The organism is Brevibacterium sp. LAARM3_SD1, from assembly GCF_057364765.1.
Window position 1 is genome coordinate 1 of sequence record NZ_JBNFOL010000005.1, and the last position, 24,826, is coordinate 24,826.

At 65.0% G+C, this 24,826-nt stretch carries 22 protein-coding genes and 1 pseudogene; 6 read left to right on the forward strand and 17 right to left on the reverse strand.

What is annotated here, in order from left to right; all coding sequences use genetic code 11:
* Window positions 1–158 precede the first annotated feature (158 nt).
* Window positions 159–917: a polyprenol monophosphomannose synthase gene (locus AC2W7L_RS03910; RefSeq protein ID WP_486003359.1), complete on the reverse strand. Its 759-nt coding sequence runs from the start codon at window positions 915–917 to the stop codon at window positions 159–161.
* A gap of 272 nt (window positions 918–1,189) precedes the next feature.
* Window positions 1,190–2,116, reverse strand: coding sequence for a metal-dependent hydrolase (locus AC2W7L_RS03915; protein WP_486003482.1), 927 nt, complete (start codon window positions 2,114–2,116; stop codon window positions 1,190–1,192).
* Window positions 2,117–2,249: 133 nt separating this feature from the next.
* Here AC2W7L_RS03915 and AC2W7L_RS03920 point away from each other — a divergent pair.
* The 3 genes and pseudogenes from AC2W7L_RS03920 to secA2 all read left to right on the forward strand — a co-directional run.
* Window positions 2,250–2,945 (forward strand): annotated as a pseudogene (locus AC2W7L_RS03920) (5'-3' exonuclease); the annotation flags it as partial.
* 218 nt (window positions 2,946–3,163) lie between these two features.
* Window positions 3,164–3,886 (forward strand): exonuclease domain-containing protein, encoded by a 723-nt coding sequence (locus AC2W7L_RS03925; RefSeq protein ID WP_486003483.1) that lies wholly within the window; start codon window positions 3,164–3,166, stop codon window positions 3,884–3,886.
* Between the two features lie 42 nt (window positions 3,887–3,928).
* A complete protein-coding gene (secA2, locus tag AC2W7L_RS03930; protein ID WP_486003360.1) occupies window positions 3,929–6,190 on the forward strand; it encodes an accessory Sec system translocase SecA2 in 2,262 nt (753 codons plus the stop codon).
* An 11-nt stretch (window positions 6,191–6,201) separates the two neighbouring features.
* Here secA2 and AC2W7L_RS03935 read toward each other — a convergent pair whose 3' ends face one another.
* The 5 genes from AC2W7L_RS03935 to AC2W7L_RS03955 form a co-directional block, all read right to left on the reverse strand.
* Window positions 6,202–8,922, reverse strand: coding sequence for a DEAD/DEAH box helicase (locus AC2W7L_RS03935; RefSeq protein WP_486003361.1), 2,721 nt, complete (start codon window positions 8,920–8,922; stop codon window positions 6,202–6,204).
* On the reverse strand, window positions 8,915–9,757 hold the full coding sequence (tatC, locus tag AC2W7L_RS03940) for a twin-arginine translocase subunit TatC (protein ID WP_486003362.1): 843 nt from the start codon (window positions 9,755–9,757) through the stop codon (window positions 8,915–8,917). The genes AC2W7L_RS03935 and tatC overlap by 8 nt, the downstream gene beginning before the upstream one ends.
* Window positions 9,754–10,038: a Sec-independent protein translocase subunit TatA gene (gene tatA, locus AC2W7L_RS03945; protein WP_167196236.1), complete on the reverse strand. Its 285-nt coding sequence runs from the start codon at window positions 10,036–10,038 to the stop codon at window positions 9,754–9,756. Before tatA ends, tatC begins: the two co-directional genes overlap by 4 nt.
* 86 nt (window positions 10,039–10,124) lie before the next feature.
* The gene (locus AC2W7L_RS03950; protein WP_167196239.1) at window positions 10,125–11,012 is read right to left on the reverse strand and encodes a WYL domain-containing transcriptional regulator; all 888 of its coding nucleotides are present in this window, start codon (window positions 11,010–11,012) and stop codon (window positions 10,125–10,127) included.
* Window positions 10,996–12,018: a helix-turn-helix transcriptional regulator gene (locus AC2W7L_RS03955; RefSeq protein WP_486003363.1), complete on the reverse strand. Its 1,023-nt coding sequence runs from the start codon at window positions 12,016–12,018 to the stop codon at window positions 10,996–10,998. Before AC2W7L_RS03955 ends, AC2W7L_RS03950 begins: the two co-directional genes overlap by 17 nt.
* Before the next feature lie 40 nt (window positions 12,019–12,058).
* On the opposite strand from AC2W7L_RS03955, the gene AC2W7L_RS03960 reads away from it, so the two are divergent.
* Complete coding sequence (locus AC2W7L_RS03960; RefSeq protein ID WP_167196242.1) at window positions 12,059–13,192, forward strand: DUF3866 family protein; 1,134 nt, start codon at window positions 12,059–12,061, stop codon at window positions 13,190–13,192.
* An 87-nt stretch (window positions 13,193–13,279) separates the two neighbouring features.
* On the opposite strand, the gene AC2W7L_RS03965 is transcribed toward AC2W7L_RS03960, so the two are convergent.
* The 7 genes from AC2W7L_RS03965 to dop all read right to left on the reverse strand — a co-directional run bounded on the left by AC2W7L_RS03965 (window position 13,280) and on the right by dop (window position 19,408).
* Window positions 13,280–13,654 carry an FKBP-type peptidyl-prolyl cis-trans isomerase gene (locus tag AC2W7L_RS03965; RefSeq protein ID WP_486003364.1) on the reverse strand — a complete coding sequence of 125 codons (375 nt, stop codon included), beginning with the start codon at window positions 13,652–13,654 and terminating at the stop codon, window positions 13,280–13,282.
* A gap of 73 nt (window positions 13,655–13,727) precedes the next feature.
* Window positions 13,728–14,684: an FKBP-type peptidyl-prolyl cis-trans isomerase gene (locus AC2W7L_RS03970; RefSeq protein WP_486003365.1), complete on the reverse strand. Its 957-nt coding sequence runs from the start codon at window positions 14,682–14,684 to the stop codon at window positions 13,728–13,730.
* A gap of 64 nt (window positions 14,685–14,748) precedes the next feature.
* A complete protein-coding gene (gene pafA, locus AC2W7L_RS03975) occupies window positions 14,749–16,152 on the reverse strand; it encodes a Pup--protein ligase (protein WP_486003366.1) in 1,404 nt (467 codons plus the stop codon).
* Window positions 16,153–16,842: a proteasome subunit alpha gene (prcA, locus tag AC2W7L_RS03980; protein ID WP_486003367.1), complete on the reverse strand. Its 690-nt coding sequence runs from the start codon at window positions 16,840–16,842 to the stop codon at window positions 16,153–16,155.
* A gap of 34 nt (window positions 16,843–16,876) precedes the next feature.
* On the reverse strand, window positions 16,877–17,674 hold the full coding sequence (prcB, locus tag AC2W7L_RS03985) for a proteasome subunit beta (protein WP_486003368.1): 798 nt from the start codon (window positions 17,672–17,674) through the stop codon (window positions 16,877–16,879).
* A gap of 1 nt (window position 17,675) precedes the next feature.
* Window positions 17,676–17,867 (reverse strand): ubiquitin-like protein Pup, encoded by a 192-nt coding sequence (locus tag AC2W7L_RS03990; RefSeq protein WP_167196257.1) that lies wholly within the window; start codon window positions 17,865–17,867, stop codon window positions 17,676–17,678.
* Between the two features lie 11 nt (window positions 17,868–17,878).
* Window positions 17,879–19,408 (reverse strand): depupylase/deamidase Dop, encoded by a 1,530-nt coding sequence (gene dop, locus AC2W7L_RS03995; protein WP_167196260.1) that lies wholly within the window; start codon window positions 19,406–19,408, stop codon window positions 17,879–17,881.
* 32 nt (window positions 19,409–19,440) lie between these two features.
* Here dop and AC2W7L_RS04000 point away from each other — a divergent pair, with 32 nt between their 5' ends.
* On the forward strand, window positions 19,441–19,845 hold the full coding sequence (locus AC2W7L_RS04000) for a DUF3054 domain-containing protein (protein ID WP_486003369.1): 405 nt from the start codon (window positions 19,441–19,443) through the stop codon (window positions 19,843–19,845).
* 115 nt (window positions 19,846–19,960) lie between these two features.
* Here AC2W7L_RS04000 and arc read toward each other — a convergent pair whose 3' ends face one another.
* From arc to AC2W7L_RS04015, 3 genes are read right to left on the reverse strand one after another with little or no spacing between them, the layout of a single operon-like run.
* Entirely contained in the window at window positions 19,961–21,613 is a 1,653-nt protein-coding gene (gene arc / locus AC2W7L_RS04005; RefSeq protein WP_486003370.1) for a proteasome ATPase, read from the reverse strand.
* Window positions 21,610–22,683 carry a tRNA (adenine-N1)-methyltransferase gene (locus AC2W7L_RS04010; RefSeq protein ID WP_486003371.1) on the reverse strand — a complete coding sequence of 358 codons (1,074 nt, stop codon included), beginning with the start codon at window positions 22,681–22,683 and terminating at the stop codon, window positions 21,610–21,612. The genes arc and AC2W7L_RS04010 overlap by 4 nt, the downstream gene beginning before the upstream one ends.
* 45 nt (window positions 22,684–22,728) lie before the next feature.
* Window positions 22,729–23,889 (reverse strand): site-2 protease family protein, encoded by a 1,161-nt coding sequence (locus AC2W7L_RS04015; RefSeq protein WP_167196272.1) that lies wholly within the window; start codon window positions 23,887–23,889, stop codon window positions 22,729–22,731.
* Between the two features lie 127 nt (window positions 23,890–24,016).
* Between AC2W7L_RS04015 and AC2W7L_RS04020 the strand changes: the two genes are divergently transcribed.
* Window positions 24,017–24,826 (forward strand): RecB family exonuclease, encoded by an 810-nt coding sequence (locus AC2W7L_RS04020; protein WP_486003372.1) that lies wholly within the window; start codon window positions 24,017–24,019, stop codon window positions 24,824–24,826.

Below are 24,826 nucleotides of genomic sequence, written 5' to 3' on the forward strand. Positions count from 1 at the left end.
CGCTGACAACCCCACTCATTTGGTGTAAGCAACCTAGTGAGTCAGGTCGTTCACAACCTAGTGAGCGAGGTTGTCAGCAACGTATTGAGTGAGGTTGTCAGCAAGGTCGCGAGTTTCCACATCAGGTTGCTGGGCCGCCGTCAGGTAGCAATAGGGGGTTAGGCGGGTTGTTCGTTACGACCCAGCAGACGACGGAACTGGTTGCGGCGGCGGGTGAGCCCCCAGCCGGCGACCTTGGTGAATGCTTCGGTGATGATCGAGCCGCTCATCTTCGACTCGCCGAGCTCGCGTTCGACGAAGACGATGGGCACCTCGGCGACGCGGAATCCGGCTTCGACGGTGCGGTAAGTCATGTCGATCTGGAAGCAGTATCCCTGCGACTGGACACCGGAGAGATCGAGCGCTTCGAGCACGGGACGGGTATACGCCCGGAACCCGGCAGTCGCGTCCTTGACCCCCAGTCCCATGACCGCGTTGACGTAGACGTTCGCGCCGCGGGAGAGGAAGTACCTCGACTTGGGCCAATCGACGATCTCTCCGCCGGGCACCCACCGCGATCCGATGATGAGATCCCCGCGCCCCTCTTCGGCGGCGCGGAGCAGCTGCCCCAGGTCGAGCGAACGGTGAGATCCGTCGGCATCGAACTCGCAGATGATGTCGTAGTCGCGTTCCAGCGCCCATTCGAATCCGGCGATATAGGCCATGCCCAGTCCGGATTTCTCGCTGCGGTGGAGGACGTTGATGCGGGGATCGTTCTGAGCCTGTTCGTCGGCCCACTCCCCCGTTCCGTCGGGAGAGCTGTCATCGACGATGAGGACGTCGACGTTGGGCTGCTGCTCGAACAATCCGGCCAGTGTCACGGGGAGGGCGAGACGTTCGTTGAACGTGGGGATGACGACAAGAATCTTGGAAGGCACGGACCCCACGATACGCGGTAGCCGGGCCAGACAATGAGTCGACACCCCCGCCTTCGGACCACGCTGCAGCAGCAGCGAGTTATCTATTGACGGGAGTGCCGACTCCATCCCACATCAAGCGGAATGTTCACGTCGAATCTAATGGCCGATGCGGACTTTGCAAAATCGCTGTGACCTGGCCTGATGACTGAAATTGCAGGTCACAGGCCCAATTGCAGGAATCGAAATTTTCTATCCATCGGCGTGTCGGCTGGACAGACCGAAGGTTCGTCTCAGAGTTCGACTCGCGTGGGCAGCGCCACGTCGGAAGACAATTCGGGCAGACCGGGTGTTCCCGATCGCGGGTCGGTGCTCCATGCGGCGACTCGCGGGTCGGCGACCTGAACGACGAGGCGCTCTACCTTCCACCGCACGATATCGGCATCGGCCCCTGGGGCGAGCACTCCGCCTTCGGGGTTTCCGGCCGCCCGGTGGGCAAAGCGGGTCGCGGCGTTGAAGGCGGCACGGGCACCGATTCCTCCGTCGCCGACGACGGCATTGCGAACTCCCGCCCAGGGTGATGCCTCGGAATGGCTGAAGGACACCTGCGCTCCGGCGGCGAGCAGCTGTGCCAAGGGCTGCGGCTGCGCCGGGTCGAGGGTGATGGCAATCCCGCTGCGGCCGAGGACCTCGACCTGGTCTTCCGAAACCGGGAAGTCCAGGCGCAGGCGGTAGCCGTGACGCTGGGCATGAGCGGCATCGCCACGCAGGGCCTCGAGCACATCGGTGAGCTGGTCATCCGAGTCGACGAGAATGAGCAGACTCAGTGCCGGCAGCTGCTCCAGTCCGAGCAGATCGGAGGCGGTGATCGAGGCGCGGCGGGCCTCGGCGGATCCCGAGTCCAGCTGCGGGTAGTCGACGACCGACAGTCCCTCCGGCGCGTCGGCGGCGAACTGCGCGACCGCCTCGGCGGTGCCGATCGCATGCACATGGGTGAACCCCTGCGCATGCAGTTCCGCAACCGTCGGGGACGATTCGTCCACGATCAGTCCCGCATGGACGAAGCCCGGGGTGAGGAAGTCCTCACCGAGGTCGATCGCCTCCGGATCGAGGGCCTTGGCCGCTTCATCGGAACCGATGAACGAGACCTTTCCGTCCGCATGTCCCAGTGCCGTCGCAAAAGGGTCGACACTGCTGTAAACATCTCCACCAAAGTACATAGTCACAGCCGACAGGCTACACCGTCGGCCGTTGCGGCTACACCTGTGTCAGGAGGGTCGGGTATCGTCACCTGATGTGAAGCCCTTGGTTCTGCTCGATACTCCAGCCCTGTACTACCGCGCCTTCTATTCGGTGCCGGATTCGATCGTCAATGCCGACGGTCACCCGGTCAACGCCGTGCGCGGGGTCCTCGACACCGTCGCCCAGATGGTGCGGCGATTCGACACCGATCGTGTGATCGCGACGATGGACGCCGATTGGCGACCAGCCTTCCGCACCGCGATCATGCCCGAGTACAAGGCGGCACGCGTCAAGGACGAGGAATCCGGCACGGAGATCCCACCCGAACTGGCCGTGCAGCTGCCGATCATGAACCGCGTCCTCACGGCCGCAGGAATCCCCATCGCCGAGGTGGCCGGAACCGAAGCCGATGATGTCATCGCCACGATGGCCGCCCAGTCGACGAGCCCGGTGGTCATCGTCTCACCCGATCGCGATCTGCTGGCTCTGCTCGATTCGTCCGCCGAGGTCAGCGTTCTGCGTCCCCGTAAGGGCGGCGAGTGGGAGGCCCTCACGCAGGCCGACCTGCCGACGGCCTACGGAGTGCCCGACGGCACCCGCTACCGTGAGCTCGCAGCTCTGCGCGGCGACCCGTCCGACGGGCTGCCCGGAGCCCCCGGCATCGGAGAGAAGACGGCCGCGACCCTGTTGGAGAACTTCGGTTCCCTCGAAACGATCGTCAAGGCGGCCAAGGCCGGTGTGAAGACCGGTGGGCTCAGCCCCAAGCGTGCCGCAACGATCATCGAGGTCGAAGAGACCCTGTACAAGACTCTCGAGGTCATGCGCTGCCTCACCGACGTCGACCACGGCATCGATCTCGACAGCATCCCGAACACGTTTGACCGCACCGCAGTCGATGATGCCGCCGAAGGGCAGAACATCCGCCGCTCCGTCGACAACCTCACCAGTGCACTGGAATCCGTGTCGGGCACAGCCGCGCGCCGGCGGCACACAACGGCGCACAGGGACTCACGACGGCGCCGCGGCTGTCGAACGAGTCCGCCGAGTCGGCTCCGCGGTCTGCAGCGACCGGTTCGTGGACACAGTCACGGCTCGTCGGCTTCGACCTCGAGACCACCGGAGTCGAACCGGCCACGGCCCGCATCGTCACCGCGGCCTTCGTCGAATCGGCTACCCAGGTGCGCACGTGGCTGGCCGATCCGGGCATCGAGATCCCCGAATCGGCGCGCGCTGTCCACGGCATCACCACCGAATTCGCCCAGGCCAACGGTGCGACAGCCGCCCAGGTCGTTGCCGAACTGTGCGCGGAATTCGCCGCGCTCAGAGAAGAAGGCGCCGTCGTCGTCGGACACAATGTCGTCTACGACCTCAGCGTGATGTCCGCCGAAGTGGCCCGCCATCGCCCGGACATCGACTTCCCGTCGATCATCCCGACGATCATCGACACCTTCGTCGTCGACAAACACATCGATGCGTACCGCAAGGGCAAGCGGACGCTCATCGAGACGGCGAAGACCTACCGCATCGAACTCCTCGACGCCCATGATGCCGCCGCTGATGCCTTGGCCGCTCTGGACATTTCCCGAGCATTGGCCGAAAAGTCCACGGAAATCTCTGCGATGAGCAACGATGAGATCATGGCCGCGCAGGCCGGTTGGAGACGCTCACAGGCGGCAGGACTGCAGGCCTGGCTGCGGAAGAAGGGCAACGCCGAAGCCGTCGTCGACGGTTCGTGGCCGATGTCCTGAACGCTAGACTCGACACCGACGTACAAACGACGAAGGACGACAATGGGATTCTTTTCTCGCCTGCTCAACCGACCCGGCTCTCATGCGGAGAAGACGACAGGTTGGTTCGAGCGCGCCGTCGACGATCTGGACGCGGCCGGGCGCGAATTCTCGAAACTCAGCGATGCCGAACTCACGGAGGCCGCCGGTGAGGTCTTCGCTTCGGGCACCCAGCAGCAGACGCTCATCCGCTATTGCGCTCTGGCGCGAGAAGCCGGTGAGCGGGTCCTGGACGAACGAGCCTATGACACACAGCTGCGCGGACTCGTCGGACTCCTGCAGGGCAGCATCGTGCAGATGGCCACCGGTGAGGGCAAGACTCTCGTCGGTGCCCTGGCCGCAGCCGGCTATGCGCTGCAGGGACGGCGCGTGCACGTCGTCAGCGTCAATGACTACCTTGCCGTCCGCGACCGCAATTGGATGAAGCCGCTGTTCGACCTCCTCGGGGTGAAATCCACTGCGATCTCCGGTACGCAGGACGACGACGAACGCCGTGAGGCCTACCGTGCCGAGGTCGTCTACGCGTCGGTGACCGAGGTCGGATTCGATGTCCTCAGGGACCGGTTCCTCACCGAGGATGCCGATCAGCGGGTCCCCGAACGCGATGTCGTCATCGTCGATGAGGCCGATTCCGTGCTCATCGACGAGGCGCGTGTGCCGTTGGTCCTCGCCGGCTCGGCCAGTGTCCAGGACTCCGACGCCGCGATCGCCGCACTCGTATCCCGGCTCAGCCCGGGCACCGACTACGAGGTCAGCGCCGACCGCCATGCCGTCTCGCTCACCGATGCCGGAGTCGACCGGGTCGAGGAGGAGCTCGACGTCGAACTCTTCGGAGAGGATTCCGAGACGCTCGCCGCCGTCAATCTCGCTCTTCACGCCCGGGCGCTGGTCAAACGCGATGTCGATTACCTCGTCGTCGACGGACGAATCAAACTCATCTCCTCTTCCCGCGGACGCGTCGCCGAACTCCAGCGTTGGCCCGATGGGCTCCAGGCCGCGGTCGAAGCCAAGGAGAGCCTCGACGCCACCGACAGCGGAGAGATCCTCGACCAGATGACCGTCGAAGAGCTCATACACGGCTATGGGACCGTCTGCGGAATGACCGGCACCGCCCTGGCCGTCGGTGACGATCTGCGCGAATTCTACGGACTGGAGATCGTGCCCATCGACACCCACCTGCCCGTGATCCGCATCGACGAACCCGATCGGCTGTTCACCTATCAGGAGTCGAAGGAGCGGGCGATCGTCGAAGAGGTCGCCGACAATCATGCCCGGAATCGTCCCGTGCTCATCGGCACCTCGTCGGTGGCCGAGAGCGAGTCGCTGGCCGAACGGCTGACCGAGCGCGGAATCGACGTTGCCGTGCTCAATGCGAAGGACGATTCCCGGGAGGCCGAGATCATCGCGAAGGCCGGTGCCCCCGGTGCGGTCACGGTGTCGACGCAGATGGCCGGACGCGGCACCGATATCCGTCTGGCCGACGATGATGTCGCCGATGCCGGAGGCCTCCTCGTCATCGGCGCCGGTCGCTATCCTTCGTCACGACTTGATGACCAGCTGCGAGGTCGCGCGGGTCGTCAGGGTGATCCCGGCACGTCCGTGTTCTTCACCAGCCTCGAGGATGAGCTGCTCACCAGAGTTCCCGAGATCCAACGTTTCGTCTCCGAAGGAGATGAGACCGGACTCATCGAATCCAAGCGTGCACTCGGCCTCGTCGAACACGCTCAGCGCATCGCCGAGGGGCAGAACACCGCATTGCATCGTGACACCTGGCGTTTCAATGAGCTCATGGCCAAACAGCGCGACCTCGTCCTCGAACGCCGTGCCGAGATCCGCAAGGACGACGAGCCGGTCGACCAGCTGCGAGAGGAGCTCGGCGACCGTGCCGATGAGATCGTGCAGGAGCATTCGGAAGAACTGCTGGACTCGGTACTCCGCGAAGTCATGCTCTTCCACCTCGACGCGCGCTGGGTCGACCATCTCGCCTTCCTCAACGATCTGCGCGAGGGCATCCACCTGCGCACCTTCGCCAGGGAGAAGCCGCACGAGGCGTTCAACACCGAATCCATCCGCGTCTTCTCATCGTTCTGGTCCGATGTCATCGACGATTCGAAGGCGACGATCGAGGAAGCGACGATCACCGATGAGGGCATCGACCTCGAGTCGCACGGACTCAAGCGTCCATCGTCGACGTGGACCTATCTGACGACGGAGAATGCGTTCGGCTCCGATATCGAGAACATCGTCAAGAAGGCCCGCCGCTGAGACGTCGCCGGTCAGGAGTCGGCGACGACTCCGCGCCGAATGGCTTCGATCGAGCGTCGCACGCGGACTGCGGTCTCCGGGTCGATGACCTCGGCGACCTGGCCGAGCAGGTCGAGGCTCTGCTTGGCCCACCTGACGAAGTCTCCGGCGGCGATATCGCTTCCCCGCAGAGACTCCGACAGCGTTTTGCCCTCGGTCCACCGGTACATCGGTCTGATCAGCCCTCGGTCCGGTTCGTCGGTCGTATTGAGCGCATGCTGTTCCTCGAGGTGGAAGAGGCGCCGCCAGATCGTCTCGGACTCATCGCAGACGGCCTTGAGGTCGGCGCTCGGCGCCCGGTGCGCGGTCAGGGTGTCCCTGCGGGACTGGAAGACGAAGATCGAAGCGAAGGCCGCGAGCTCCGGCTCATTGAGTCGGTCCCACAGTCCGGCGCGGATCGTCAGCGCCACCAGCAGATCGCGTTCTCCGTAGATCCGACGCAGCATCGTCGAATGCTCGGGGTCGAAACCGAGACCGCGCAGGACATCCTGAACTCGTTCGAAGACGAGAGCGATCGAGGTGGTGCGACCTTCGATACGGGCGATGAGAGAGTCGTTCTCTCGGATGAGTTTGTCCGCCCGGTTGGCCCAGCGGGCGTGGAGCTCCCGGTCCGGGCAGTCGTGGCAGGGGTGTGCCCGCATCTGCGCCTGGAGTTCGGCCACAGTGGTGCTCTCACCCTGATGCTGTCTCTTCGATTCCCAGTGGGCCTCGGCATCGACCCTGCCGTCGTGAACGGCGGCTTCGAGGATGGACAGCAGCTGCCTGCGATCACCTGCCTGCCGGTGGTTGAACTTCTTCGGCACTCGGACTCGCCCCTGAGCGGCAACGGGCTCGGTCACCTCGTGCGGGCGCAGGTGCCACACTTTGCCCTGCTCGGTGAGGACTGTGGGGAGCCTGGAGACACCGTCCTTGTTGCTCATCGGGGCGATGATGACCGCGCGACCGCCGACGCGTTTGGCCGGCATCGTCACCACATCGCCGATCTTGAGCGCGGTGAGGGATTCGACGATATCGCGCTGTTTGTTCCGCGACTTCGTCCGGGTCTCCCGCTTCTGCGTGTCAGAGATCGCCCGACGCAGTGCGGCGTATTCGGAGAAGTCACCGAGATCGCAGTGCATCGACTTCTCGTACGCCTCGATCGTGGCTTCGTTCTTGCGTACCTTGCGCGCCAGCCCGACGACGGCCTTGTCGGCCTGGAACTGGGCGAACGAGGTCTCGAGCACCTTCGCGGCTTCGTCCGAGCTCATCCGCGACAGCAGATTCGCCGTCATGTTGTAGGTCGGTCCGAACGCCGAGTTGAGTGCGTAGGAGCGGTTCGAAGCCAGCGCGGCCAGTTCGCTGACCTCGATGGTCGGGTGCCACACCACGACCGAATGGCCGATGCGGTCGATTCCGCGGCGACCGGCGCGTCCGGTCAGCTGCGTGTACTCCCCCGGGGTGATCATCACATGCGCTTCGCCGTTGAACTTCACGAGCTTCTCGAGCACGACGGTGCGAGCGGGCATGTTGATGCCCAACGCCAGGGTCTCCGTGGCGAAGACGACCTTGATGATTCCCTGCGAGAACAGCTCTTCGACGAGCTGTTTGAACTGCGGAATCATCCCCGCGTGGTGCGCGGCGACTCCGAGCAGCAATCCCTCGCGAAAGGTGTGATAGCCGAGGATGCTGAGGTCTTCGTCGGCGAGTTCATCGCGCAGCGATTCCAGTGCCGCGTTGACGATCGTCTTCTCTTCCCGAGAGTTCAGGTCGGTGCCTGTGCTCAGGTACTGTTCGACGGCTTCGTCGCAGCCGTTGCGGGAGAAGATGAACATGATCGCAGGCAGCATCGCCGCCTCGGCGAGGGACGCCACGACCTGGGTGCGACTGGGCCGGCGGAACCGTGCTCGGGTGGCCCGTGCGCGCTTCGAGCGCGGTCCTCCGTGCGTGCGCGTGGCATGGTTGAGGGCCGGATCGATGCGGTCGGAATCGCTGTGCGTGAACAGGTCGTACATCCGGTGGCCGACCAGGACGTGGTTGACCAGCGGCACCGGCCGGTGGCTCGTCGACACGATCGTCGTCGGTCCTCGGACCTCACGCAGCCAGGCCCCGAATTCCTCGACGTTGGACACCGTCGCCGACAGCGACACCATCTGCACTCGGTCCGGCAGGTGGATGATGACCTCTTCCCAGACCGGGCCGCGGAACCGGTCGGCGAGGTAGTGGACTTCGTCGAGGACGACGAAGCCGAGGTCTGACAGTCCCGCCACGTCGTTGTAGAGCATATTGCGCAGCACTTCGGTGGTCATGACGATGATCGGCGCATCACGTCGGATCGATGTGTCACCGGTGAGGAGCCCGACGTTCTCGGCCCCATGGACCTCGGCCAAGTCGTTGAACTTCTGGTTGCTCAGCGCCTTGATCGGGGTGGTGTAGAAGACCCGTTTGCCCTCACCGCGTGCCAGCTCCACGGCAAATTCCGCGATGAGCGTCTTGCCTGCTCCGGTCGGCGCCGTGACCAGCACGTCCTCGCCCTGCTGCAGATGGCTGCAGGCCTCGACCTGGAAGTCGTCGAGGGCGAACTCGGTGCGTTCCATGAACTGTCCCAAGGGAGTGCGGGCGAACTCCGCACGGGCCTTGAAGTCGGCATAGGCGGCAGAGGGACTCAATGGTTCCTCCGGAGGAGTGTCGGTCGAAAGCGGTGTGGGATCAGTCATTCTTCTCTTCGTCGGTCAGTTCGTCCTCGTCGACCCACAGGCCCTGTGCGATGAGGCGCTTCTTGCGCCGGCGATCATTGAAGAGGCAGATCACCCATGCCAGGCAGAACAGGGTCATCATGGGGATGACGAGGAAGAACATGGACATTGCGTCCGGAGTCGGGGTGGCGATCGCGGCGAACAGGAACACGATCATGACGATGATGCGCCACGACTTCTTGATCCTCTCCGCCGACAGGATCCCGAGCATGTTGAGTCCCACCATGAGCACCGGCAGGACGAAGGCGAGTCCGAAGACCACAATGATGATCATCACGAAGCTCAGGTAGTCCTGTGCCGGGATGATGTTCGTGCCGCCCTCGGGAGTGAACGAGGTCAGTGCCTTCACCGCATTGGGCAATGCGAAGAACGCCATCGTCGACCCTGCCAGGAACAGCGGGATGGCCGCGCCGAGGAAGCCCAGCGAGTACAGCTTCTCCTTGCGCTTCAGGCCCGGGACGATGAAGGCCCAGACCTCGTAGAGCCAGATCGGGCAGGAGAGGAAGAGACCGATGAAGAACGAGAGTTTGATCTTCAGGTCGAAGGGCGAGGCGACTCCGGCGAAGTTGATCTCGGCCATCCGTCCACCGTTGTCGCGGATGGTGCGGATCGGCTCTTGGAGGATGTCGAGGACGGGGTCGTAGAGGAACCAGCCGGCTACCGCACCCAGGGCGATGGCGATGGCGGCGATGATGACGCGGTTGCGCAACTCGACGAGGTGCCCGACGACGGGCATCTTCTTCTCAGGATTGTTCTTCCGTGATCGAGAGGGCTTCCGCTGACTGTTCTCTTTCACTTCTCGTGAGACTGCGGGTCCTGCTTCTCTCGCCGCGATTCCTCGGTTCCGGTGGTCTCACCGGCGCCCGGGGTGGAATCGGTCGAGGAGTTCTTGTTGAGCGCTCCCGGCTCGGTGGTCTTGCCGGATTCGTCTTCGTCGTCGCGCAGGTCCTTGACTTCGGACTTGAAGATCTTCATCGACTGTCCCAGGCTTCGGGCCAGCTGCGGCAGTTTGGGCGCGCCGAAGATGATCACGATGATGAGGATCACGATCGCGATCTGCACGAAACTTGGTTTCATGGGGAGCTCCTTGGATTGTTGATTCTGTGGACGATTCTACGCGCTGCGGCTGTGCCTTTCATCCACGTCCGGACGCGGTCTTCTTCTCAACCGAGCCTGCGCAGGGCGGCCGCGACCGCCTCGGTGTCGTCGATCTCGGTGATCACATCGGCATGACAGAGCAGGAAGCGGCTGAGCCACTCCACCGAATGCACGAGCAGGCGGATGCGTAGGCTCGTGTCCCCGCTGTCGAGGTATTCCCGATTCGTCACGTCGAGTTCATCTGCCAGCCATGCTCCCCCGGCCGCGAGACCGAGGGTGACCTCGTATGAGGTCGTCGTGGCAACGCTGACCGACATCGGCGGATGCACCGCCGGTTCCCAGGACCGGATGCGGCCCAGGGCGAAGCGACGCGGAGCTCCGGCCGAGTAGCACCAGGCATCAACGTACCAGTCCGCGCCCGGGACCAAGCGGGTCGGGGCGATGGTCCGCGTCGTGAGTTCGTCGCGGGAGCCCACGTAGTAGTCGATGCGCAGGGCGGCGCCGTCCTCGACCGCCTGTCGCAGGGCGCTCAGGAGGTCCTCGTCGGCGTCGATGGGGCTGACGTCGACGGCTGTGCGCAGGTTCTCGCCTGCCGCCGCTCGCAGTTTGGTCGCGGCGGTGGCCACTGCTTCCGAATCGAGTCCGGGCAGGGACGAGAGCATATCGAGCGCGAGGACGAGGACACCGGCTTCCTCGGCGCTGAGCCGCACGGGCACGGAGACCTCTTCGGCGTTGGAGATGAAGATCTGCCCGCCTTCCCACGAGGCATCGATGAGGTCATCGGGCATGTGTCCGGGTCGACCGGTGACGAAGAGCAGCTGCAGATCGTCGATGAGGGTGTCGGAGTCGATGCCGAAGTAGGCGGCGGTCTCTTCGAGGTCCGCACCTGGGTGGGCATCGAGGTAGGGAACAAGGCTGAGCAGCCGGGTGAGGCGTTCACGCGCTGAGGACACTGGCGCCTCCCAGGCGGTTGAGGGATTCGCGAATCGTTTCGCGTCTGCGGTCGACGGCACGCACGAGCTCAGGCGGGTCGACCACGTCGACGGCGTCTCCGAAGCCGACGATCTCGGCGGCGAAGGTGTCGACGTCGGAATAGCCGATGATCACATCGTCTCCGTCGGTGCGGATCTGACGGCGCCGCAGCGGATCGGCCCGGTGGGCGCGGATGTGCAGCGTCGCCTCGGCGACGACGGCCATCTCCGAACTCGACTGCAGCGCCAGCTGCGGGGAGAAGTCCGCGGGGATCTCATAGTCCCCGGGCTCGCGGCCGCTGAGCTTCGCGATCCCGCCTTCGACACGGGAGAGCCGGAAGGTGCGCCGCGCCTGCCGATCGAGGTCGAAGCCGAAGAGGTAGACACGGTCACCGCGACTGAGCAGGGCATAGGGTTCGAGCCGCACCTTCCGCACGCTCTGACCGGGCTTGTGATAGCGGAAGCCGACGGCTTCGCGGGCGTTGATGTGGTGGAGCGCGGTGGCGAAGTTCGCACTCGCCAGCCTGTGTGCCGCGGTGCCCGGGTCGACGCTTCCCGGTGCGGCGGCGGACTGGTCGAGATCGATGCCGAGAGCACGCAGCTTCGTCAGCGCCTGGGCCGAAGACTCCCCGAGTTCGGTCTCCGACCAGAATGCGGCGGCCACGGTCACGGCAGCCACCTCGGCGGGGGTGAGCTCGACGTCACCCATGGCGTAGTCGGCGGTGGAGATCCGGTAGCCGGTCTCCCCCACGTCACCGTAGGCATCGTGTTCGGCGCGGGTCGCAATGGTGATGCCCATATGCCGCAGCAGGTCCTTGTCACGGGAGAACTTGCGGTCGAAGGCGACCTCGTCGAGCCCGGAATAGCCATCGATGGCGCTCATCAGCGTCTTTCGCGACACCCAGCCGCGGGATGCGCGCAGGGCGATCAGCAGATTCATCAGACGCTCGGTCTGCTGTCTCTGTCTGCTGGTGCGGGGTGTTTTCACGATTCCACCGTAACCTAGGCCGGGCGATAGTCTTGGGACCATGATTCATTGGCGCAAAGGAATCGTCACAGCGATTCGCTCCACCCGGCCAGGATACACAGAGGTCGACGTCGAACTGGACGAGGCCGTGCCGGGCACCGATGTGAGATCCATCCGGGCGGTCGCCTACACCGATGCCGTCGGGCAGCCGCGCACCCAGGACACCGTCATCGTCAATGTCTCGGCTCTGGCCAAGCGACTGGGCACCGGAGGCTTCGGTCTCATCATCGCCCTGCCCGATGCGCTGCCGGCCGACCCGCCGGACGGTCCCGGTCATCTGGTCAAGGACCGCTACTCCCCTCTGCAGACGATGGTCCTCGGCGTCGACGATCAGGAATCGCAGCATCATTCCACCCTCGCCGAGGCGGAGCACCTCGAGAACATGCCTGTGGTCGTGGCCGATCTGCATTCGGCTCTGCCCGCGGTGATCGCCGGGATCCGGAGCGTCGACCCCTCACTGTCGGTGGCGTATGTTCTCAGCGACGGTGCAGCTCTGCCGGCCCCGTTCTCCCAAGCCGTCGCCGGGCTCAAGGACGCTGCCTGGCTGGCCGGCGTGATCAGCACCGGCCAGGCCTGGGGCGGAGATCTTGAGGCGGTGACCATCCACACGGGACTGCTCGCCGCCAAGCACGTGATGGGCGCCGATATCACGATCGTCGCTCAGGGCCCAGGGAATCTGGGCACCGGCACGAAGTACGGCTATTCGGGCCTGGTCACCGGAGAGCATCTCAATGCTGCGGCCCTGCTCGGCGGACATCCGGTGGGTCTGCTGCGGATGTCGAACGCGGACGCCCGGGGCCGCCATTTCGGCATCTCCCATCATTCGCTGACGCCGCTGAGTGAGATCGCCCGACCGGGGACGACCGTGCCGGTGCCCGATTTCTCCACCCTCACCGAGGCGGAACGGGCAGAGATGGATCCGGACCCCGATGTTGTGGCCGAGACCGTTGCCGAGCAGCTGCCTCGACTGCAGATGCATGATCTCGTCGATGTCGATCTCACCGGACTGTGGGATGCGCTGCGCGCCTCACCGGTGCGTCTGTCGACGATGGGCAGGAAGCTGCCCGCCGATGCGGCATCGTTCCTCGCGGCAGCCGCCGCGGGACGCTGTGCCGCCGAGCTCGTCCGCAGCTGAGGGCCTGTCCCTCAGAAAAGACAGCTGTGGCCGGGTTCCGAAGAACCCGGCCACAGCTGTTTCAGTCAGAATCAGCGGGTGCCGATATCAGCGCACGTTCTCGAGGTCGCACACGAAGATCAGCGATTCACCCGGCTGGATGACTCCGCCGGCGCCCTGGTCGCCGTACGCCAGGTGCGGCGGGATCTGCAGGGTGCGGCGTCCGCCGACCTTCATGCCCTGGATGCCCTGGTCCCAACCGGAGATGACCATTCCGGATCCGAGGCGGAACTCCAGCGGGGTGCCGCGGTTGTACGAGGCATCGAACTCTTCGCCCGTGGAATGGGCGACTCCGACGTAGTGCACGCTCACGGTGTCGCCGGGTCCCGCCTCGGCGCCGGTGCCGACGACATCATCGGTGATGATGAGCTCGGTCGGGGCGTCGCCGCCGGGGAAATCGACTTCGGGCTTCTGCTTGCTCATGTGTTCCTCCTGGTGTCGGTTCTCTTGAGTTGTCGTTCGGGACAGACCAGTCAGTCACGGCCTGACCGGTCTCTCAGCCCTGGGCCGAGAGGATGTCGACGACGAAGATCAGGGTCGCATCACCCGGGATGGACGGTTCGCTGCCCTGTTTGCCGTACCCCTTGTCCGGGGGGACGACGAGGACGACCTGGTCGCCGACCTTCTTGCCGACGAGCCCCTCGTTCCAGCCGTCGATGACCTGAGCCTCGCCGACCGGGGCGACGACGAAGGGCTGTCCGTCCTTCTTCCAGTTCGAGTCGAAGGTCTTCGACGTGTCGTCCCACAGCCAGCCGGAGTACTTCACGGCAACACTCTGGCCCTTCTTGACCTCGTCGCCTTCGCCTTCGATCGTCGTGTAGGTCTCGAGCTCGGTCGGCTTCTTGCCCTTCGGCTTCGAGATCGACGGGGCACCGTCGTCGCCCCATTTCACGGTGACGGGATTGTCAGACTGGTCGGCCTTCTTGCCCTCGGCGCGGGTCAGCGGCTTCTTCGTGTCCTCGACGTCGATGACGTAGACGAGCGTCTGCGAGGCTTGACCCTGCTCGGCGCTGCCGTTGAGCGTCATCATCACGCGTGATCCGACCGTGACGTCGATGAGTGCGTTGTACAGATCTTCGGAGATCTGGGACTTGTCCATGGGGAATCCGGCGGCGGAATCCGAGTCGTAGCTGGATTCGACGGTCTTGCCGGTCGTTCCGGAGACCAGCGTCATCTGTGCCGTGACCTGCTCGCCGTCGGCGATCTTGTCGCCGGTGCCCTCCTTGAGCACCTTCTTCTCGGTCTTGTCCATGACCAGCGGGGCCTCGAAGCTGACCTCGGGCTTCTTCCCGACCTTGCCGTCGACGGTGATGTCGTCGAGGCTGGTCGACTTCGCGTCCTGAGCGGCGACCGAGGGCGGAGGTGTGGTCGAGTCCTCTGACTCATCACCCTGCCCGCAGGCCGAGAGCAGCAGCAGACCCGCCGCGATGGCGCTGAGCACTTTGGTGCGCACTGGTTTCCTTTCGTCACGCCGAGGCCGCGCCCGGGTAGGGGCTCGACCGGATCACAGGGCGATCTTACAGGCCCGCGATGAGTGTTTCCGCCTGCGGGTGAGTCGTGGCGAACGGGTCCTTGAGTGCGACCGCGCGACCGGATTCGTCGTTGAGGCGCAGATGCACCCAGTCGACGGTGTAGTCCCGACGGGCCGCATGAGCCGCCCGCACGAACTCACCGCGGATCGCCGCCCGTGTGCTCTCGGGCGGGACGTCCTTCGCGCGCTCGGCCGCCTCGGCGGGGACGAGGCTCTTCGCCATCCCGGCGGCTTCCAGCTTGGGGAACAGCCCCGTTGCGGGGGTGATGTCGTGGAAGGCGATGTCGAGGCGGTGGATCCGCGCATCGGCGATATCGGTGATTCCGCGCTGCATGGACCGTTCGATGAGGGTGCGTTTCATCACCCAGTCGATCTCCGTGTCCACGGTTGAGAAGTCCTGCGATTCGACCGCGGTGAGCATCCGCGTCCACAGGTCGATGACGTAGTGGGCGAGATCATCATCGCCGAGGCTGTGCTCCCCCGATTCCACGATCCGCTGAGCCCGATCCCGGTAGTCCGACAGCAGTCCCAGCGGAGTCGTGGTGGTCCCGTCGGTGCGTTCGAGCACGACCCGTCCCGTGAGATCTCGGGCGACGAGCCGGATATCGCGCACCGGGTGGCGCAGTCCGTTCTCCGGGATCCGCGCACCCTGTTCGATGAGGTCGAGCATGAGCACCGCGGACCCGATCTTGAGCGCCGAGGTGGCCGTCGACATCGAGGAATCACCGACGATGACGTGCAGCCGCCGGTACTTCTCCGCATCCGCATGCGGTTCGTCGCGGGCATTGATGATCGGACGCGACCGCGTCGTCGCCGAGGACAGTCCCTCCCACATGACATCCGAACGCGCGGAGAGACCGAACATCATCTCCGTCCGGTCGGATTCCTCGTCCGGGGTGAACGCCGACCGGCGCGGGATCACGGCTCCCGCCCCGACGAGCAGCTGCCGGGAGACGAGGAACGGCAGCAGCACCGTCGTCAGCCGATTGAAGTCGAGGGTGCGGCGAATGAGGAAGTTCTCGTGGGACCCATAGGAGTTTCCGGCCGCGTCCGTGTTGTTCTTGACCATGTGCACGCGTCCGCCGATGCCGTCGGCTTCGAGCGCGGCCTGAGCCTTGTCCAGCAGGTCGATCATCAGGCCCTCGCCGGCCCGGTCCTGGGCGAGCAGGTCGCCGAGGTCGTCACATTCGGCGGTCGCGTACTCCGGATGGGATCCGACGTCGAGGTAGAGGCGCGAGCCGTTGGGCAGGAACACGTTCGACGACCGGCCCCATTCGACGACGGGGCGGAAGAGGTAGCGGGCGATCTCCTCGGGGCCGATGCGCCGGCCGTCGGGATCGGCGGTGTGGGCGAGTCCGTATTCGGTTTCGAGCCCGTAGATGCGTGCCATTCAGTCCTCCCGCAGTTCGCTCATCGCCGCATCGTCGAGGCGGCGGAACGTCCGCTGCTTCGACGTCGTGCGATCGAGGACGGCGGCCTCGAGTGCGTCGGTGGCCAGCGTCGCCTGGGTTGCGGCGGCCAAAGCGGCGACACCGTGGTTGAACACTTCGCGCAGACTCATCTGCGAGCTGCGCACCCCTGCCAGAGATGCCGTGATCGCATCGGCCTGACCGCCGATGGCCACATGTTCGGTCTCGTCGATGACGGAGCCGTCGTAGCTGAGCCTGTAGAGCTGGTCGGTCTCCGGTGTGAGTCCGAGTTCGGCGACGACGAGTTCGACCTCGAAGGGCTTGGATTCGGTCGTGAAGACTCCTGCCAGCGTCTGCGCGTACGCGTTGGTCAGTCCGCGAGCGGTGACGTCGGTGCGGTCATAGGAGTATCCGCGCAGATCGGCATAGCGGACTCCGGCCTGGCGGAGGGTCTCGAATTCGTTGTACTTGCCGACGGCGGCGAAGCCGATCCGGTCGTAGATCTCAGCGATCTTGTGCAGCGTCGGTGACGGGTTCTCCGCCAGCAGCAGGATTCCGACGTCGAAGCGCATGACGACCACGGAGCGGCCGCGGGCGATGCCCTTGCGGGCGAAGTCCGCCCGATCCTTCATCAGCTGTTCGGGCGAGACGTAGAACGGTGCCTGACTCATCGACGATCCTTTCGCGGAAACGGTGCCGCACTCATCACCGGGCGGTGGCCGTGCGGCGGGCGACGACCTCGGTGGCGGTGTCCAAGACGGTGGCGGAATCGACTTCGGTGACCCCGTTGTCGAGGTCGACGGTGAAGATCGTCGGAGCGATCTGCCGGACGAAATCCGGTCCGCCCGTCGCCGAGTCGTCGTCGGACGCGTCGAAGAGAGCCTCGACGGCCACGGAGATCGCCTGCTCCTGGTCGAGATCGGCCCGCCACAGCTTCTTCACTGCCCCGCGGGCGAAGCCGGAACCGGAGCCGATGGAATGGAACCGGTGCTCTTCGTACTTTCCGCCGGTGACGTCGAAGCTGAAGATCTGGCCCTGGGGTCGCGATTCGTCGACACCGGCGAACAGCGGGACGACGGTCAGTCCCCGCATCGCCAGGCCGAGGTTTCCGCGCAGCATCGCCGCGAGTCGGTTGGCTTTGCCGTTGAGCGACAGGCGGGCGCCTTCGATCTTCTCGTAGTGTTCGAGTTCGAGTTGGAAAAGCCGGATGAGATCGAGGGCGACACCGGCAGTGCCGGCGATGCCGATGACGGAGTAATCATCGGCGGCTTTGACCTTCTCCATCGAATGCGAGGCGATGAGGTTGCCGATCGTCGCCCTCCGGTCACCGGCCATGAGGATTCCGCTGGCCGTGCGGAAGCAGATGATCGTCGTGCCCTCCGGGGACTGTTCGGCCAGATCCCGGGCACCGGGGTGCGGCAGCGCTTCGGGGGCGAGGGAACGGGCGAGTTCGACGAACGAGTTGCTCGTCGAACTCAAGAATGCAGGAGGGAATCCTGCCATCTCATTGGCCGCCCTTCTGCACGAAGTTCTTGACGAATTCCTCCGCGTTCGATTCGAGCACGCCGTCGATCTCGTCGAGGATGGAATCGACGTTCTGAGTGTTGATCTGTCCCTGCACGGCCTCCGGCGGATCGACGGGGGCGTCTCCCCCACCGGTCGATTTGTCTCTCTGGACCTGTTCCTGCGAGCTCATCTCACACTCCTTCAGTCGTTCTTCACGCTCAGTCTATCCACTCCGAGTGCCTTGAGCAGGCCCTCGGCGGTCTCGATTCCCTCGACTCGTTCGGCGAGCAGTTCGCGAGTGCCCTTGAGCGGTTCGTGCATGGGCAGGCGCACCACTCCGAAGGCTCCCGCATTGAGTACGAGGGAATCCCAGCTGGCGGCCACCAGATCCTCGCCGAGGCGGCTGACCGCCACGGAGCGCAGGAACGCCCGGGTCCCGTCGGGGGCGTTGGTCACGGCGGCTTCGACCTCGGCGTCGGTGGTCATCCGGCGGATGCGTCCGGCTCGTTCGAGCTTGTGGAAGAGCCCCTTCTCCGGGCGCACATCGTGGTATTGGACGTCGATGAGGGCGAGCTTCGGGTGGTCCCAGTCGATGTCCTCCCGTGTTCGGTAGCTCTCGAGCAGCACCCACTTGGCGACCCAGTCGATGGAGTCGGCGAGAGTCTTCGGGTCGGTCGAGAGTCCGTCGAGGAACCGGCGCCATTCGGCGAGCACCTCGGTGGTCGCGGCGTCGTCGTGATCCGCGTGTTCGATGCAGGCGGAATAGAAGCGCTCTTGGATCTCCAATGCCGTGAGCGTCGTTCCGTCGCTCAGCGGCAGCCGCGCGGTCAGGCCGAGGTCGTGGCTGACATCCCACAGCGACTGCAGAGAGTCGGCGAGTTCGATCCGCGGTGCCAGTCCGGCTTCGATGAGTCCGAGGACGAGGGATGTCGCGCCGAAGCGGACGAACGTTGCGGGCTCCGCGAGGGTGGCGTCGCCGATGATCACGTGCAGCCGACGGTACTTCGCGGGGTCGGCGTGCGGTTCGTCACGGGTGTTGACGATGGGACGGCGCAGGGTCGTCTCGAGGCCCACTTCGGCTTCGAAGAAGTCCGCTCGAGACGAGATCTGGAAGCCTTTGCCCTCTCCTTCACGACCGATGCCGACCCGTCCCGATCCGCACAGGATCTGGCGGGTGACGAAGAACGGGATGAGTCCTGCCACGATGTCCTCGAAATCCGTGGACCTGTCGACGAGATAGTTCTCATGGGTGCCGTAGGAGGCTCCCTTGGAGTCCGTGTTGTTCTTGTACAGATTGACCGGTTCCGCGCTCTTCTCAAGCGTCCGCACCGATTCCAGGGCCACGAGGTCGCCGGCCCGGTCGAAGGTGACGATATCGCGCGGAGTGAGCACCTCCGGGGAGGAGTATTCGGGGTGGGCGTGGTCAACGTAGTACCGAGCGCCGTTCTCCGTGACGACATTGGCCAGATACTGGGCTTCGACGTCGTCCTGAGGGATATGGGTCAGTTGCGAGGCGTCGGCATCGGCGATGTTCATGAAGAAGCCCCGGGCGTCGGCCAGCGGGGACTCGGTGGCGAAGTCCCAGAAGTTCTGCGACGACTTCAGCCCGCGAGGACCGGCATAGGCGTCGACGACCCGGGCCGAGTCCCGCATCGGGTTCGCTCGCGGGTTGCCCGGCTGGCTGAGGCCGAACTCCGTCTCGGCTCCCATGACGCGCCTGACTCTGAGCATCTGCTTCTCCTCCAAGGTCTAGACTCGGGGACGTGGCAACGAAGAAATCTCATCTCCCCATCGCACTGATCGTCGACCTCATCCTCGTGGTTCTGTTCACGATCGTCGGTCATTACACACATTCTCACAATTTCGATCCGCAGGGGCTGATGACCACAGCGTGGCCGTTCGTCGCGGCCCTCGTCATCGCGTGGCTGCTCACTGCCGTCTGGGATCGACCGATCGCTCCCCTGGCCACGGGCACCGGCGTCTGGGCGATCACCGTCCTCGGCGGACTCGTCCTGCGCGGAATCGCCGGCCAGGGCGAGGATCCGGGCAATGTCGCCGTGAGCTTCATGATCGTGGCGACCTCGCTCAATCTCATCACCCTCGTCGGCTGGCGTCTCATCGCCACCGCCGTCTCCGGCGGTTCGGGCCGCCGCAGACGCAGCCGCTGAACGCCCTTCGCCTCGTTGCGAGGCCTACCCGCGGACATCCGCACACGAAGAGCCCGCCGTGGCCGTCAGCTGACGGCCACGGCGGGCTCTTCGCTCTTCCCGGGTTCGGGACGGCTCAGACGAGGTCGGAGTTCGGTCGCACCTCGGCGATCTCGGTCTCGTACGGCACGGTCGGGGCTCCCCTGGTCGTGTCGAGGTGCATCATCCGCAGATGTGTGACGCGTTCGCCCTTGCGGCCGGAGATCCGCGCCCATTCGTCGGGGTTCGTCGTGTTCGGCAGATCCTCGTGTTCGCTGAACTCCTCGGCGATCGCATCCTCGAAATGTCCGGGACGCAGACCGCGTTCGCCGGTGTCGAGCAGCGATTTGATCGCCGCCTTCTTCGCGCGGTCGACGATGTTGTGGATCATCGCTCCGGAGGCGAAAGCGGAGAAGTGGAGGACTTCCTTCGAACCGTCGGCATAGCTGACCTCGACGAATTCGTTCTCCGGGGTCTCTGCGAACATCCGTTCGACACAGCTGTCGATGAGTGCGGCGACCGCCTCGGCGGGGGTGTCATGACCGGCGAGCACGCTCGAGTGCAGGGGCAGCTCCGCGGTCAGGTACTTCTCGAAGATGTCCCGGGCGGCCTCGGCGTCTGGGCGTTCAATGCGGATCTTCACATCGAGTCGGCCGGGCCTCAGGATCGCGGGGTCGATGAGGTCCTCACGGTTCGACGCACCGATGACGATGACGTTGTCGAGCTGTTCGACGCCGTCGATCTCGGTGAGCAGCTGCGGCACGATCGTCGTCTCGACGTCCGATGATTTTCCGGTTCCGCGGGTGCGGAACAGGGATTCCATCTCGTCGAAGAACACCACGACGGGAAAACCGGCCGAGGCCTTCTCGCGTGCTCGGGCGAAGATCAGGCGCAGCTGACGCTCCGTCTCTCCGACGTATTTGTCCAGCAGCTCCGGGCCTTTGATGTTGAGGAAGTAGGTCTTGCTCGTGCGGACCTTGCCCGTGCGATCGGCCAGGGAGTTCGCCACGGCCTTGGCGATGAGCGTCTTTCCGCAGCCGGGAGGTCCGTAGAGCAGGATTCCCTTCGGTGGTTTGAGTCCGTGCTCGGTGTAGAGCTCGGGATGCTCGAAGGGCAGCTCGACGGCATCCTTGATCTGTTCGATCTGGTCGGCCAGTCCGCCGATGTCGGAGTAGGTGATGTCGGGGACCTCTTCGAGCAGCAGCGAGGAGACCTCGGGCTTCTCGACGACCTGCAGTGCGTAATGGGTCCGGGTGTCGACGACGACGGCATCGCCGACGCGCAGTCCTGCGTCGACGAGGCCGGCGGCGAGGGTGAAAACCTGCTCATCGTCGCCGGGAGCTCCGACGAGGATGCGCTGAGAGTCGACGAACTCACGGACGTTGACGACCGATCCCACGGGTGGGAACTCGCCTGTGCCGATGATGACGAGGCCTTCGGACAAGAGCACATCGGCTCCGGCGCGCAACGTCTCGGGTTCGATTTCGGGGGCGACGGCCACGCGCATGCGTCGTCCGCCGACGATGACATCGGCGGTCACGGCGTTCTCGCCGAGGGCGACGAGCGTGCCCCAGTTGTTCGGCGGCTCGGTCAGGCGCCGAGCCTCTTCTTTGATCCGGTTCAGCTCATCACGGGCCGTGCGCAGAGTCTTCGACAGTGCCTCATTGCGTTTGCCCGCCGTGTAGAGCTGCTGGCGCAGAGCAGCGGTGTCCTCGCGCAGCTTCTTCACCTCGGTCGTGGTCTCTGTCATCGATCCTCCTTCGGCCCTGTGCTCGTGCCAGTCGGGCTGTCTGTGACATCTGTGGTCGGCGCGTCGCCGGATCCCTCGGGCGCGTCGCGCAGGCGTCGGCCTGCCTCGCGCATCACCCGGCGCAGCTTCTTCCCATGTGCGGTGCGGGTGCCGATGGCTGCTTCGGTGACTTCGGGTTCAGTCCACGCCGCCACATCCTCAGCGGCGGCGGTGGCTCCCTGTGGGCGTTTCTTCTTCTCCAGCGGGCTCACGCCATCGGCCATTCGGCGGGCCATGATGAGGAACCCGGTGTGGGCGATCATCCGGTGGTCGGGGCGGACGGCGAGTCCGTCGACATGCCAGCCGCGGACCATGGCCTCCATGGACTCGGGTTCGGCGAACTTGCCGGAGGCACGCAGCGCTTCGACGAAGCGGGAGAGCTGCGGAACGGTGGCCACATACGCGATGACGATTCCACCGGGTGTCAGGGCTTCGCTGACCGCGTCGAGCGTATTCCAGGGGGTGAGCATGTCGAGGACGACACGATCGACGCTGCCGGGTCCGAAGGTCTGCGGCAGGGTCTCGGCGAGGTCGCCGACGGTGACCGACCAGTTCTCCGGTTCTCCGTCGAAGAAGTCGGCGATGTTTCCCGCCGCGATCGTCGCGAACTCCTCACGCAGCTCGAACGAATGGACGGATCCCTCCGACCCCACGGCACGCAGCAGCGCCATCGACAGGGCGCCGGATCCGACGCCGGCTTCGACGACGGTCGCGCCGGGGAAGATGTCGCCGAGGGTGACGATGAGTCCCGAGTCCTTCGGGTAGACGACTGCGGCCCCTCGGGGCATGGAGAGCACGAAGTCTTCGTAGCGTGGGCGGAAGACCTGGAAGTCGATTCCCCCGGTGTTCGCGACGATGATTCCCTCTGTGCGCCCGATGATGTCATCGTGGCTGATGAGGCCCTTGTTCGTGTGGAAGTGCTCACCCGGGGCGAGCACGAAGGTGTGCATCCGCCCCTTGGGGTCGGTGAGCTGGACCTTCTCTCCGCGGCTGAGAACGCGCGGGGGCCGGGAATGCAGTGGCTGAGTCATGATGAGTCCACTCTACGCTGGTGAGGATTGCCTCACACAACCGGCTCAGGCCGCGAGCAGTTCGTCGAAGAACTCCTGCAGGTCGATGACTCCGACCAGGGTGTTTCCGTCCATGACCAAGCTGAACTGTGCCTTCGGTCGATGCGTGAGCGATTCGAGCAGGTGCGGGGCGGTGATGTCCTTCGGCACTCCGATCCACCCGGCCAGGGGGCGGGCGACTTCACCGGTGGGAACGGCATCGAGGTTCTCGGCGAGGCGACCGGCTGCGGCGTGCCGGTCGACGAGGCCGTACGGCAGCCCCTTCTGGTCGAGGACGACGATGAGCGTGCGCTCCTTCGCGTTCCCGAGTGTGTTGGCATAGTCGAGGGTGTCGGCCAGGTCGGCGTCCCAGGTGGCAGCGATCGCCGGTTGGATGACTTGGGAGAGGTCGTAGGTCTCCATCTTCCGGGCGCGTTTGGCGTGGGTCGCGGCATCTCCCGCGGAGAACCACAGCATGATCGCAATGAGCGACATCCAGGCCACGGTGAGCGGTTGGGGTCGTTCGCCGGCCAGCAGCGGGGTGATGACCGACCAGCCGATGAAGCCGACGGCGATGATGCGTCCGACCCAGCTGGCCACGATCGTGCCGAGGAACTGGGATCCGGTGATGCGCCACATGATCGCCTGCAGCGCCCAGCCGCCGTCGAGCGGAATGCCCGGCAGCAGGTTGATGGCACCGAGCGCGACGTTGGCGAAGGTGACGGCGATGAGCAGCAGCCACGGCACCGAGGTGGGGCTGGCGGCGCTGAGACACCACCATCCCAGCAGGGCCAGAACGATGTTGACGATGGGGCCGACGATAGAGATGACGAAGCTCGTCATCGCCGCTTTGTCGCGCGGATTGTCCATCTGCGGCTCGAACCGGGTGAACCCGCCCCAGATGTTGAGCTCGATCGCGGCGACCTTCTGCCCGTAGAACTGACCGGCGACGCCGTGAGCGAGTTCGTGGAGGAAGACGGAGGCGAAGAGGAGCACCGCGTAGGCGAAGGCCACGAACCAGGCCCCGATGCCCAGATCCGGTCGGACCTGATTGAGCCACGGGGTGAAGAGGATGGTGATCACGATGGCGGCGAGGAACCACGACCACGCCAGAATCACCGGTGCGCCGAGGACGGTGCCCAAGCGCAGACCCGATGACGCACCGGGGTGGTGGTTTTTCGCGGCCATTGAAGGGGTTCCTCCGGTCGATGTCGTGGTCAGCGGACCACTGGGGGTCGGTAACTCAGCCTAACAGCGACGACGCTCCGACCGCTGGTCGCCACGTCGTGTCCGGGCAGGTCGTTACAGTGGAGTTATGGCCGAGCTCACCAGTCTCTCGCCCTCCCGGGCCAACGACTTCATCCAATGCCCTCTGAAGTTCCGCTTCCGCAGCATCGACAAGCTGCCGGAGCCGCCTTCGCAGGCGGCGTTCCGCGGCACGGTCGTCCATTCGGTGCTCGAGAAGCTCTTCACCGCACCGGCGGCCGAGCGCACGGCCGAACTCGCGCAGACGATGCTCATGCCGGCGTGGGAGGAGCTCGTCGAGAAGGACCCGGACGTCCTCGAGATCTTCGGAGAGGAATCGGAGAAGGAGACGTTCTTCACATCGACGCGTCGGCTCATCGATTCCTACTTCGTCCTCGAGTATCCGGAGCATCTCGAACCGGAGGAGACGGAGAAGTTCGTCCGCACGACCCTCGACAACGGACTCGAGCTGCGCGGGTTCATCGACCGGGTCGATGTCGCCCCCGGCGGCGAGCGGCGTCTGGTCGACTACAAGACGGGCAAGCAGCCGAAGCCGCAGTACGGGCGGGAGGCGAAGTTCCAGATGGGCTTCTACGCTCTCGTCGTCTATCGGCTCTCCGGCGAACTCGTCCACACCCTGCAGCTGATGTATCTGGGTTCGCGCAGCGTGCTGAAGTCGCATCCGACGATGGCTGAGGTCGAACAGACGCAGTTCGAGATCGATGCGATCTGGAAGGACATCATCGCCTCTGCCGAGTCGGATCGGTGGCGGCCGAAGAAGTCACCGCTGTGCAATTGGTGCACGTTCAAACCGCTCTGCCCGGCCTGGGGCAACACCGCTCCGCCGACTCCGCAGATCACGAAGATCGTCGGGGCCTGA

Bases quoted from the DNA above. Each gene is read 5' to 3' on its own strand.
- pafA (WP_486003366.1), bottom strand. From the start codon at position 16,152: ATGGCACGCATCTACGGGCTCGAAACCGAATACGGACTCGCCCACACC.
- AC2W7L_RS04010 (WP_486003371.1), bottom strand. From the start codon at position 22,683: ATGACTCAGCCACTGCATTCCCGGCCCCCGCGCGTTCTCAGCCGCGGA.
- AC2W7L_RS04015 (WP_167196272.1), bottom strand. From the start codon at position 23,889: ATGGCCGCGAAAAACCACCACCCCGGTGCGTCATCGGGTCTGCGCTTG.
- prcB (WP_486003368.1), bottom strand. From the start codon at position 17,674: ATGGCAGGATTCCCTCCTGCATTCTTGAGTTCGACGAGCAACTCGTTC.
- AC2W7L_RS03990 (WP_167196257.1), bottom strand. From the start codon at position 17,867: ATGAGCTCGCAGGAACAGGTCCAGAGAGACAAATCGACCGGTGGGGGA.
- AC2W7L_RS04020 (WP_486003372.1), top strand. From the start codon at position 24,017: ATGGCCGAGCTCACCAGTCTCTCGCCCTCCCGGGCCAACGACTTCATC.
- tatA (WP_167196236.1), bottom strand. From the start codon at position 10,038: ATGAAACCAAGTTTCGTGCAGATCGCGATCGTGATCCTCATCATCGTG.
- dop (WP_167196260.1), bottom strand. From the start codon at position 19,408: ATGCTCAGAGTCAGGCGCGTCATGGGAGCCGAGACGGAGTTCGGCCTC.
- AC2W7L_RS03960 (WP_167196242.1), top strand. From the start codon at position 12,059: ATGATTCATTGGCGCAAAGGAATCGTCACAGCGATTCGCTCCACCCGG.
- prcA (WP_486003367.1), bottom strand. From the start codon at position 16,842: ATGAGTCAGGCACCGTTCTACGTCTCGCCCGAACAGCTGATGAAGGAT.
- AC2W7L_RS03915 (WP_486003482.1), bottom strand. From the start codon at position 2,116: ATGTACTTTGGTGGAGATGTTTACAGCAGTGTCGACCCTTTTGCGACG.
- arc (WP_486003370.1), bottom strand. From the start codon at position 21,613: ATGACAGAGACCACGACCGAGGTGAAGAAGCTGCGCGAGGACACCGCT.
- AC2W7L_RS03935 (WP_486003361.1), bottom strand. From the start codon at position 8,922: ATGACTGATCCCACACCGCTTTCGACCGACACTCCTCCGGAGGAACCA.
- AC2W7L_RS03965 (WP_486003364.1), bottom strand. From the start codon at position 13,654: ATGAGCAAGCAGAAGCCCGAAGTCGATTTCCCCGGCGGCGACGCCCCG.
- secA2 (WP_486003360.1), top strand. From the start codon at position 3,929: ATGGGATTCTTTTCTCGCCTGCTCAACCGACCCGGCTCTCATGCGGAG.